Below are 10,966 nucleotides of genomic sequence, written 5' to 3' on the forward strand. Positions count from 1 at the left end.
GCGCGATTCAGATCCAATAAGTATCAGTGGCGCTCCCGGCTTCCGCACGGGTGAGATCAGGGACACGGAACGTGCCGCCCTTGCGGTGCCTAGGGGCTCGTTGCGCAGGAGGACCGGGCCGCCGCGATGAATGCTTCGATCAGGTCTACATCCTTGGTACCGCGGCTGGACTCCACCCCGGAAGAAACATCCACGCCTGCCGGGTGCAGCGTGCCCACCAGGTGCGCGACATTCCCCGGGTTCAGCCCCCCGGCAAGGATCCAGGTTCCGGCAGGCGGTGCCTCAACGAGTTCGGTGGCGTCGAAGGTGATGCCGGCTCCCGGCTCGACCGCGTCCAGCAGGATCCGCCCGGATTCCCAGCGCTGTCGTTCGGCGTCATCCAGGGCGCGATAGCCGTCGATTGAGAAGGCCCGCAGCGTCGCGAAACCCTGGGCGTGCAGCGCCTCGAGATTCGCGTACGGTTCATCGCCGTGCAGCTGCACCGTGCCGACACCCGCCCGGAGGGCGAGGTCGATGACGTCCTGAACCGGCTGGTTGCGGAAGACCCCGACGGTTTCGACATGCTCCGGCACCTGCGCGACGAGTGTCCTCACGAGTTCCGGTTCGACGGTTCGCGGACTGCCGGGGGCAAAAACGAAGCCCACCGCGTTGGCGCCGGCGGCGACGGCCGCCGCGACGGTCTCCGGTGTGCGAAGTCCACAGATCTTTACGTACAGCTCGTAATTCACTCGACTCTTCCGCGTTGGCTCGTTGATGGCGTTTGTCTCCATGCTACTTCTCAACGCGCATGCTGAGCATCACCGCACGCAGCAGGCGGTAATCCCGGCTCTGCATAATCTTCCCGGCATCCGCGAGGCTTACGTGGTCGTCATGGAATCCCAGTTCCTCGGCCAGGTCGTCGGAACTTGTCAGCTGTGCCACGAAGCCCTGCTTCGGCAGGAAGAAGCTCAGCGCGGGGTTCTTGTCCCGCGCCTTGGTGGCTGCCGCGTCGTTGAGCATCAGCAACACCTTCTGCTCCCGGGTCTTGCCCGGGGTGTCCAGGACGAAGTGTTCGAAGACCACCTCGGCAGGGGCGAGGAAGCTCCCTTCCACGGGCGTGGATTCCAGCACGGTTCGCTTGTAGGTGCTCGTGTCCCCGTCGGTGTCGGTGGCCGAGTGGGCACGGAACTCGGCGATCTCGTTGCCCTCGGAATTCTCGATGTCCCATTTGGTGAAGGGGTCCGCCAGGGGCTTGGCCGTGGCGTTGCAGTTGCTGCAGTCGTCCTCCTCGATGTTCCAGTCGGGAGGGTATCGAAAGCTCAGCCCCTGGGTGGCGAACGTCTTCCAGCCCGTGGTGTCGACCTCTTCGGCGGGCTTCGGTGAGGGAGTTGCCATCGCACTTCCCCCCTCCACGGTCATGGGCCGATCGGACGGTTCCTGTGGCGGGCCGAAGGGGGTCGAATCGACGGTGCTGGAGTCGTTCGGAGCCCATTGTCCGGGATCCGCGCATCCCGACAGGAGGAAAAGCCCGAGCAGCGAGGCGATGCACAGGGCCCCGGTCATTGCCTTCGGTTTGCCGGATACGGTGGCGTCGGCGCACTTACTCATCGGTTGTCTCCTGGGCGCGAGTGCCAAATCGGACATCGATACCTTCCCCACTGTGCCCCATCCGATACGCGCTTGCAAAGGCCTGAAAATGCCCGGTGCGATGCGCGCACTGCGCGTTGCACCGGCACCCGGCCACTTTTCCCGGAAGTACCAACACGCATGTCAGTTAATCAGCAGTGCGGGATCCTGCATAATCGAGGCGACATCGGCAGTGAACCGCGTCGACATGTCCTTCCTCGTCCACATGGTGGTCGAGGAAGGACACAAGAGGTGCTTCCCGCCTGTCATCCCCACCATCCCGGACGGGAAGCCAGAGGGGGACATGATTCAGAAGGAGCTCGCCCGGACCGAAAGCATGACCTGCTTCATCGTCCGGTAGCGCTCACTGTCCATGAACTTCCTGGCATTGCCCAACGTGACGTGGTCCTTGTCCATGCCGCCGGCTTCCGTGAACTCCGGCGTGGTTTGGATCCAGATCGCTGCCTCGGCCCGCGAGTGGAAGACAGGCAGGAAGGGGTCTTGGCCACGCGAGGGCGACACGAAAGGATAACGATCAGTCCAGCAGCAGCGCGGGCTCCTGCATGATGGCAGCCACGTCGGCCATGAAGCGCGCCGACAGGTCCCCGTCAACCACGCGGTGGTCGAAGGAGCCGCCCAGGGTGGTGATCCAACGCGGGACCACCTGGCCATCGACAACCCACGGCTTCTGCCGAATGGTGCCAAAGGCGAGGATTGCAACTTCACCGGGGTTGATGATCGGGGTACCGGTGTCGATTCCCAGCACGCCGATGTTGGTCACCGTCAGCGTGCCGCCGGTCATGTCCGCAGGCGAGGTCTTGCCGGCCCGGGCGGTAGCAGCCAGATCATTGAGCGCAATCGCCAGTTCGCGCATGGAAAGATCCTGCGCTTCCTTGATGTTGGGGACCAGCAGGCCGCGCGGGGTGGCCGCGGCGATGCCCAGGTTCATGAAGTGCTTGACCTGGATCTCCGCCCCGTTCTCGGTCTCGACCCAAGAGGCGTTGACGGAGGGGTTGCGTGCGGCAGCCCAGATGACGGCCTTGGCCAGCACCAGCAGCGGAGAGACCTTGATGCCCTCGAAGTCGCGGCTCTTCTTCAGCCGGGCCACGTATTCCATGGTGCGCGAGGCATCCACGTCCACGAAGATCGACACGTGGGGGGCGGTGAAGGCCGATTCGACCATGGCCTTGGCGGTGGCCTTGCGGATGCCGCGCACCGGGGTTCGGATGAGGCGTCCGTCCTCTTCCTGGCCCTTGGCCGACCAGAACATCGGTGCGGCGTCGCGTTCGGCCTCGCGCTGGGCCTTGTAGGAGAGCACGTCATCGCGGGTGATTTCGCCCCGGCCGCCGGTGCCGGTGACCTCGGTCAGGTCCACGCCGAGTTCCTTGGCGACCTTGCGCACCGGCGGCTTGGCCAGGACACGGTCGACGAATGCTGCCACGGCGGGCTTGGCTGCCGCGGTCAGTCGGGTGGAAGCCTGGCCGATTTCTGCGGCGCGCCGGGAAATCGTGTCGGCAAGCGCTGCCGGGATCACCGGGGCGGCCCCCTGGGCACCTGCGCCCTTGGCGGGCTTGTTCGTTCCCGGGCGGCTGGTGCGGGCACGGCGCTTGACGGCATCGGCCTTGGGGCCCGAACCGACCAGCGGGCCGGGTTCTTCGCTGGCGACCGGGGTGTCGGCCTCGGCAATGTCGGCCACGTCAGGCACATTGGCCAGCGGGGCTGGCCGGGAACCGACCTCGTCAACGCTAAACAGCGGCGAGCCAACGGCCAGGGTCTCGCCCTCGGCCGCATGCAGTTCCTTGACCACTCCGGCGTAGGGGCTGGGCAGCTCGACCAGGGACTTGGCTGTCTCGATTTCCACGAAGACCTGGTTGACCACCACGGTGTCCCCGGGCTTGACTTTCCAACCGACGATTTCGGCCTCGGTGAGGCCTTCGCCGACATCGGGAAGGTTGAAGGTGCTCATCGTCTGACTCCTTTTAAGAAACAATGCTGCAGCGGTGCGGTGGCGCTCGTGCGCACCACTCAGTTAGTAGGCGAAGGACCGATCGAGTGCTTCGAGGACCTTGTCGATGTCGGGCAGGTATTGTTCCTCGACCTTGGCCACCGGGTAGGGCATGTGGAATCCGCCCACGCGGATGACCGGGGCCTCCAGCGAGAGGAAGGCGCGCTCCCCCACGCGGGCAGCGATTTCCCCGCCGATGCCGCCAAAGGTCGGGGCCTCGTGGGTCACGATTAGCCGGCCGGTCTTTTCCACGGATTCGGTGATGGTGTCGAAGTCGATCGGGGAGACCGAGCGCAGGTCGATGACCTCCACGCTGCGCCCGTCCTCGCGCGCCGCCTCGGCCGCCGCCAGGGCGACGGGCACCAGCGGGCCGTAGGTGACGATGGTGGCGTCCTCGCCGGGGCGGATGACCTGGGCCTTGAAGGCGTCGGCGGCCGGGTTGGACGTGTCGACCTCGCCCTTGAGCCAGTAGCGGCGCTTGGGTTCGAAGAAGATCACCGGGTCCTGGCAGGCTGCGGCCTGCTGGATCATCCAGTAGGCGTCGTGCGCATTGGACGGGGCCATGATGCGCAGGCCCGCGGTGTGCGCGAAGAGCGCCTCCGGGGATTCGGAGTGGTGCTCGATGGAGCCGATGCCGCCGCCGTAGGGAATGCGGATGACCACCGGGGCACCGAAGCGGCCCTCGGAGCGGGCGCGCATCTTGGCCAGCTGGGTGGTGATCTGGTTGAAGGCAGGGAAGACGAAGCCGTCGAACTGGATCTCGGCGATCGGCGAGTAGCCGCGGATGGCCATGCCGATGCTGGTGCCCACGATTCCGGCCTCGCCCAGCGGCGAGTCGATCACGCGGTCCGGTCCGTAGGTGTCGATCAGCCCGTCGGTGACGCGGTAGACCCCGCCCAGGCGCCCGATGTCCTCGCCGATGAGCAGGGACTTGGGGTCGTTGGCCAGGACCGCATCGAGCCCGGCGGTGATGGCCTTGGCCAGGGTCATCGTGGTGGTGCTCATCGGGTGGCCCCTTCCTCGGTGGTGTCGGCGAATCCGGCCTCGTATTCCAGGTGCCACTTGAGCTCCTCCTGGATCAGCGGGTGCGCCTCGGCGTAGACATTTGCGAAGGACTGGGCGAGTGACGGATCGGGGAACGCCATGGCTTCCTCGCGGACCCGGGTCGCCATCTCGTCTCCGTCAACGGCGACCTGCTTGAAGAAGACCTCGTCGGCCAGGTCGTTGTCCTTCAGGTGCTTTTCCAGGCGCAGCAGCGGGTCGCGTGCGACCCAGGCTTCCTCGTCGGCACTCATCCTGTACTTGGTCGGATCATCGGCCGTGGTGTGTGCGCTCATGCGGTAGGTGACTGCCTCAATCAGGACCGGTCCCTCGCCGCGGCGGGCTCGTTCCAGGGCCCAACGGGTCACCGCCAACACCGCGAGCACGTCGTTGCCGTCGACGCGGATCCCGGGGAAACCGTAGCCGGCGGCACGCTCGGCCAGGGGCACCTTGGACTGCACGTGGAACGGAACCGAGATGGCCCACTGGTTGTTCTGGCAGAAGAAGACCACCGGGGAGTTGAAGCTGGCAGCAAAGACCATGGATTCGTGGACCTCGCCCTCGGTGGAGGACCCGTCCCCGAAGTAGGCGACCACGGCGGTGCCGTCTTTTTCAAGGCGTTCGGCGTCCCAGCCGGCTTGGTCGCGCTGCACTCCCATGGCGTACCCGGTGGCGTGCGGCATCTGGGCCGCGAGCACCATGGTGTACATGTGGAAGTTGTTCTCCCGCGGGTCCCACCCGCCATTGGAGATGCCGCGGAAGATCCGCAGCATCTGCGGAAAGTCGACGTTGCGGGTCAGTGCGACGCCGTGCTCACGGTAGGTCGGGAAGATGTAGTCGTTCGCTCGGGTGGCCCGGCCTGATCCGATCTGCGCAGCTTCCTGCCCGCGAAGCGGAACCCACAGGGCCAACTGGCCCTGACGCTGCAGCGCGGTCGCCTCCTGGTCAAAACGGCGCGTAAGCGCCATGTCGCGGAAGAACCCTCGCAACATTTCCGCGTCGACGTCCTGGATGTAGCTGTCATACTCGGCGTGCGAGCGACGTTCCCCTTCAGGGGTAAGTAGCTGGATCAGCGCCTGCTCCGAGGGCTCGTGCACGGTGTTGGTCATACCGAGGGCGTCCTTACGTACATGAAATATGCCCCGTGCGGAATAGATTCCGCATGGGGCATATAGCGGTTTTGTCTGTTCTAGCCTAGCGGTGAAACGCCGCAAATCACGACTTATCCGCCCCTAGGAAAGCGTCGAGCCTTTTGGATAGTTCCGACAAAGCTCAAGGAAGCGGGTGTTGGCCTCTTCCTCGCCAATGCTCACCCTCACGCCTTCGCCGGCGAATCCACGCACGGCCAGTGCTTGCTCCGAAGCCAGCTCAACGAATTCGGCGGTATTGGCGCCCAGCGGCAACCACACGAAGTTGCCCTCGGCGGCCGGAATCTTCCATCCGAGTTCCTCGAGACCGGCAACCACGCGGGTACGTTCGTCAACGATCCTTTGTACCCTTTCCACAACCTTGTCATAGTGGGCCAGGGAGGCCACGGCAGCATCCTCGGCCACGGACGAGACGGCGAACATGGTCGCGGCAACTCGAATGTGTTGGGTGACTTCGGGGTGCGATACCGAGTACCCCACTCGAAGGTTTGCCAGCCCATGCGCCTTGGAGAACGTCCGAAGCACCATCACGTTCGGGTGGCTGCGGTAGGTGTCGATCCCATTCACGGCCTGAGTGTCCCGCACGAATTCCTGGTAGGCCTCGTCAATGACGATCAGCACGTTGGAGGGAACCTTGGCGATAAAGGCCTCGACCTCTTCTCGCAACAGCGCCGGACCGGTGGGATTGTTCGGGGTGCACAGCAGGATCACCGAAGTGCGTTCGTTGACCGCCGCGGCCATGGCGTCTAGGTCGTGGCGTCCATCGGCCAGCAGGGGAATCTGCACGGGCAGCGCCCCTGCGGTTTCGACAACGATCGGGTAGGCCTCGAAGGATCGCCAGGCAAAGATCACTTCGTCCTGGACACCGTCGTCGTCCTGACCGGCAAAGGTGGCCAGGATCTGGGTCAGTGCCCCGAGCGAACCGGCACCGGTGACGATGTCATCGACAGGGACCGAAAGGAACGCGGCCAGTGCTGTGCGAAGCTTCGTCGACATTGGATCCGGGTAGCGGTTGATGTCGAGCTGGGCGCGAATCGCTTCCATGACCTCCGGGATCGGCGGCAGGGGGGTTTCGTTCGAAGAAAGCTTGTAGGCGTTCAGGCCAGGTATTTCGCGAGGAGGCTTGCCCGCAACATACTTCGGCATCCGGCCGATGACGGTGCGGGGCTGTACCGGATCGCGAGGCGCTGGGTTTTCGGTGGTCATGACCCAAAGCTTAGCCCTTGCCCTCGCGGCGTACCCCATGTGTTGCATTGGCAATCTCTCTCCGGGAATCGGCTGGCCCACGCGGCCGGAACGCAGAAAGGTATGCCAGTATGGGTCCATGATTGCGTTCATCCTCCGGGTGGTGATCAACGCGCTGGCCCTTGCGGCCGCCGCGTGGGTCCTGCCTGGCATCACTGTCACTGCTGCACCGTCCTCGGACAAAACCGTTGGCCTGGTCTTGGCCTATTTGGTGGTGGGCCTGGTCTTCGGGCTGGTCAATGCGGTGGTCCGGCCCATCGTGAGTTTGTTGTCGTTGCCCATCACCTGCTTGACCCTGGGTCTCTTCACCTTGGTCATCAACGCCGGCATGCTGATGCTGACCTCGTGGTTGACTCAATACCTGCCCTTTGGGCTGCACGTCGACCAGTTCTTCTGGGACGCCATCATCGGCGCCCTGATTGTTTCCATCATCTCCGCCGTGATGGGTTGGATCGCTCCGGCCAAACGGTAGCGTCCCCGCCCGAAGCCAGACCCGGCGAGCGGTGCGCGCCCTAGCGCGACGGAGCAATCCTGTTCAGGCGCCCGTGCTTCCCGTCCTTCGCGGGCACCTTGATCCTGAGTTTGGGTTGGCGGGCCAATTGGTACGATCGGACCTTTCCCTGCCTGGACCGGCCAAAAAGGGCACCCAACAATCCAAGTGATTCAACGACCCCGGGATCCGTGGCACCACGCAGCCCCTTGGCATGGGAGTCGTAGTTCTCCAGCTTGTGGGCCTCGCCGAATCCGTCGTTTCCCAGGTTCTTTGCCTGGTCAGGACCGTCGAAGACAACTGTCAGGCGGTTCCGCTCATCAGGGTTCGTGGTCCCGTCGGTACCGGGAACCAGGTCGTATTTGTCTTCCAGATGCAGTGCCTGGGTGTCACTTGGAACCGGGGTCCGCCCCGTCGGGGCGCCGAACGTTGAAAGATGCTGGAAGTCAAAGAGCTTTCCGAGATGTTCGTTGTTGACGATGTTGACGGCGTGGATTCCACCTTGGCTGTATCCGGTCACCACCACGCGGTCCCCGTTGCGTGCTCCGGACTGTCTTAGGGCGTCCTCAACGGCGGGGACAAGATTCTTCGAATCATTGCCCATGCCCTCGATGATGCCAACCCCGTCCCAGGGGTTTCCCGGCACCTGTCCGGGCCCCGCACCCTTCACCCGCCGGACGTTCCCTTGGCGGTCCAGGGGCGGATCGGATTGGGTCCCGGGAATTGTCAACACGTAGACACTGCCTTCAGGGGCTTCGACCCGGGTAATCAGCAGGCTGCCCGGCGGTTCGCGTTCCGCCACCTTCTGCAAGTCCACCAGGGATTCGATGCTGCCGTCGAATTCCACAACCTGCTCCGGGCCATGTCCGACCACTTCGATCGGCCGCAGGTGGACGAGGTTCTGGTCGCTCAGGAAGTCGGTGAGTTGCGGGTAGAGGCGGTCGGTCACTGAGGAATCAAACAGGCCACCGTGCTCGGTGTCGCGCAGAAAGCCAAAGGGCAGGCCGGGGGCATTCGGCAGCTGGTTGATGATGTCTTCAGTTGTTTGCGTGCGCGGACGGCCCTTGTTGCTGGCCAGGTCCCACATGATGGTCAGCGGCAACTGGCTCCCGCGCGCTTCGTTCACTTTGCGTTGCACCGCGAATTCGGCCTGCTCGTAGGTGATGCGCGCTGTAGAGACCTTCAACGCCAGCACACCCGTCTCCGCTGCTCGTGCCGTGCACGACCCGGCAGCCTCGGCCACCGCTGCCACGGCGCCAAGCACGCGCGCACGCAGCAACACCGTTCCCAGCGCCAGCATGGTTGCCGGGATCTGCGGGGACCTGGCCAAGAAGGATGTCGCTTCCAACAGGTCCGCACCGGCGCCCGTGAGCATTGAGGTGGTTCGTTCCATTTCGGTGATGGAAAACCGGATAGAGCCCAGTCCCCCGTGCACTTCGTATCCCATGTCCGTCTTGCTCCCCTTTCGCGCCTTACAAACCACCGAACAATCCGCGCGGCACGGCACCGGGCGTGAGGATGGGCCCCAAAGTTCCCGTGGTGGCCAGGATGGTCGACTCGAGCTCGGCCAAGTCGGCGCGAGCGGCCCAGATTTCCCCGCGGGCCGCTTCCAACCTGGTGTCCAGGTCCGCGACATTGCCGGCTAGTTCCGCAGCCCGGTCACGGAACGCCCTTCCGGCCGGGGATTCCCATTGCAGGGTCTGCACCTGTTCAAGTTGTTCGCGGGCCCGGTACACGGCGGCTTGGGCGGCCACCACCCGCATGAGCATTTCGTCGGCGATGGCCTCCAACATGGTCTTTTCACCGCATCCTTTCCATGTCCGCACCGGTTTCCCGGTGTCGTTGTCCTGGACCCAACAGTGACTGCAGCTGGCCCCGGCGGCGCGCTGGAGGCGACGGCGTGTGGATAACCGTGAAGTGGGCGGCGTCACGCGCTGGGCATCGCAGGGTTGAATCGTGAAAGAATGGGCATCATGGCTGATTCCGCGCGCATTTCACTTGCATCCGAACCCCTCGCCCTAGGTGCCCTGGACGGTCGTTACCGTACCGCCGTGGCCCCCCTGGTCGACCACCTCTCCGAAGCGGCGCTGAACCGCGACCGCGTCCACGTGGAAGTCGAGTGGCTGATCCACTTGACCGACAACTCCGTGCTGCCGGGCACCTCCCCGCTCACCGAGACCCAGCGCACGGCGCTGCGCAAGATCGTCACCGACTTCAACGCCGCCTCCGTGGCCGAGCTGGCCGAGATCGAAGCCGTCACGGTGCACGACGTGAAGGCAGTGGAGTACTACATTGGCCGCCGTCTGGGGAACATCGGGATCGAGGACCTCACCGCACTGGTCCACTTCGGCTGCACCTCCGAGGACATCAACAACCTCTCCTACGCCCTGGGCGTCAAGGACGCCGTCCTGAACGTCTGGCTGCCCGCTGCCCGCACCTTGGTCGCACAAATCACCGACATGGCAGAGGAATCCCGCGACGTTCCGATGCTCTCGCGCACCCACGGACAGCCGGCCACCCCGACCACCCTGGGCAAGGAACTGGCCGTGCTGGCCTGGCGCCTGACCCGCCAGCTGGACCGCATCGAGAAGACCGAGTTCCTGGGCAAGATCAACGGTGCCACCGGCACCTACGCCGCCCACTACGCCTCGGTACCCTCCGCCGACTGGCAGGAAGTCTCGCGCTCCTTCGTCGAGGGCCTGGGCCTGACCTGGAACCCGCTGACCACCCAGATCGAGTCCCACGACTGGCAGGCCGAGCTCTACGCCGACATGGCACGCTTCAACAGGATCCTGCACAACCTGTGCACCGACGTGTGGAGCTACATCTCCATCGGCTACTTCGCGCAGATCCCCGTTGCAGGCGCCACCGGCTCCTCGACCATGCCGCACAAGGTCAACCCGATCCGCTTCGAAAACGCCGAGGCGAACCTGGAGATCTCCAACGGCCTGCTCGACACACTGGGCGCCACCCTGGTGACCAGCCGCTGGCAGCGCGACCTCACCGACTCCTCCTCGCAGCGCAACATCGGTACCGCCTTCGGCCACTCGCTGCTGGCGATCTCCAACGTCGCCAAGGGCCTTGACCGCCTGGACGTTGCCGAGGCCGTGCTGGCCAACGACCTGGAGCACAACTGGGAGGTGCTCGGCGAGGCCATCCAGATGGTCATGCGCGCCGAGGCCATCGCCGGGGTCGAAGGCATGGAAAACCCGTACGAGCGCCTCAAGGACCTGACCCGCGGCCAGCGCGTCGACGCGGCCCGCATGCAGGAGTTCGTCTCCTCACTGGGCCTGTCCACCGAGGCCGAGGCACGCCTGCTGGAGCTGACCCCGGGGTCCTACAACGGCATCGCCTCGAAGCTCGTTGACCACCTGAAGAAGTAGCCGCACCTATTTTTCTGGGGGTGCCGCCTGGCACCTCAAGGCTGTGGCC

Annotated in this window: 11 protein-coding genes; 2 read left to right on the top strand and 9 right to left on the bottom strand. The window is 64.7% G+C overall.

The features are described from left to right. Window positions 1–89 precede the first annotated feature (89 nt). The 7 genes from ABD687_RS10485 to ABD687_RS10515 form a co-directional block, all read right to left on the bottom strand. A complete protein-coding gene (locus ABD687_RS10485; RefSeq protein WP_310291438.1) occupies window positions 90–770 on the bottom strand; it encodes a phosphoribosylanthranilate isomerase in 681 nt (226 codons plus the stop codon). A gap of 1 nt (window position 771) precedes the next feature. Next, on the bottom strand, window positions 772–1,587 hold the full coding sequence (locus ABD687_RS10490; protein WP_310291435.1) for a hypothetical protein: 816 nt from the start codon (window positions 1,585–1,587) through the stop codon (window positions 772–774). Window positions 1,588–1,914: 327 nt separating this feature from the next. Further along, window positions 1,915–2,127 carry a hypothetical protein gene (locus tag ABD687_RS10495; RefSeq protein ID WP_310291432.1) on the bottom strand — a complete coding sequence of 71 codons (213 nt, stop codon included), beginning with the start codon at window positions 2,125–2,127 and terminating at the stop codon, window positions 1,915–1,917. Window positions 2,128–2,140: 13 nt separating this feature from the next. Beyond that, window positions 2,141–3,571 (bottom strand): dihydrolipoamide acetyltransferase family protein, encoded by a 1,431-nt coding sequence (locus ABD687_RS10500; RefSeq protein WP_264269536.1) that lies wholly within the window; start codon window positions 3,569–3,571, stop codon window positions 2,141–2,143. 63 nt (window positions 3,572–3,634) lie between these two features. Then, window positions 3,635–4,615 carry an alpha-ketoacid dehydrogenase subunit beta gene (locus ABD687_RS10505; protein ID WP_302264357.1) on the bottom strand — a complete coding sequence of 327 codons (981 nt, stop codon included), beginning with the start codon at window positions 4,613–4,615 and terminating at the stop codon, window positions 3,635–3,637. Continuing rightward, window positions 4,612–5,760 carry a pyruvate dehydrogenase (acetyl-transferring) E1 component subunit alpha gene (gene pdhA, locus ABD687_RS10510; protein ID WP_310291427.1) on the bottom strand — a complete coding sequence of 383 codons (1,149 nt, stop codon included), beginning with the start codon at window positions 5,758–5,760 and terminating at the stop codon, window positions 4,612–4,614. Before pdhA ends, ABD687_RS10505 begins: the two co-directional genes overlap by 4 nt. A gap of 123 nt (window positions 5,761–5,883) precedes the next feature. Beyond that, window positions 5,884–7,005, bottom strand: a complete 1,122-nt coding sequence (locus tag ABD687_RS10515; protein WP_310291424.1) for a histidinol-phosphate transaminase — start codon at window positions 7,003–7,005, stop codon at window positions 5,884–5,886. Between the two features lie 118 nt (window positions 7,006–7,123). Between ABD687_RS10515 and ABD687_RS10520 the strand changes: the two genes are divergently transcribed. After that, window positions 7,124–7,516 (top strand): phage holin family protein, encoded by a 393-nt coding sequence (locus ABD687_RS10520; RefSeq protein WP_264269540.1) that lies wholly within the window; start codon window positions 7,124–7,126, stop codon window positions 7,514–7,516. Window positions 7,517–7,556: 40 nt separating this feature from the next. Here the strand turns inward: ABD687_RS10520 and ABD687_RS10525 are convergent, their stop codons facing one another. After that, window positions 7,557–8,981, bottom strand: a complete 1,425-nt coding sequence (locus ABD687_RS10525; protein WP_310291419.1) for a hypothetical protein — start codon at window positions 8,979–8,981, stop codon at window positions 7,557–7,559. Window positions 8,982–9,006: 25 nt separating this feature from the next. Then, window positions 9,007–9,327, bottom strand: a complete 321-nt coding sequence (locus tag ABD687_RS10530) for a hypothetical protein (protein WP_264269542.1) — start codon at window positions 9,325–9,327, stop codon at window positions 9,007–9,009. A 180-nt stretch (window positions 9,328–9,507) separates the two neighbouring features. Between ABD687_RS10530 and purB the strand changes: the two genes are divergently transcribed. Next, window positions 9,508–10,917 (top strand): adenylosuccinate lyase, encoded by a 1,410-nt coding sequence (gene purB, locus ABD687_RS10535; protein ID WP_310291416.1) that lies wholly within the window; start codon window positions 9,508–9,510, stop codon window positions 10,915–10,917. The last annotated feature ends 49 nt before the right edge of the window (window positions 10,918–10,966 follow it).

Origin of the sequence: Paeniglutamicibacter sulfureus (assembly GCF_039535115.1) — a bacterium.
GTDB classification, from domain to species: Bacteria; Actinomycetota; Actinomycetes; order Actinomycetales; family Micrococcaceae; genus Paeniglutamicibacter; species Paeniglutamicibacter sulfureus.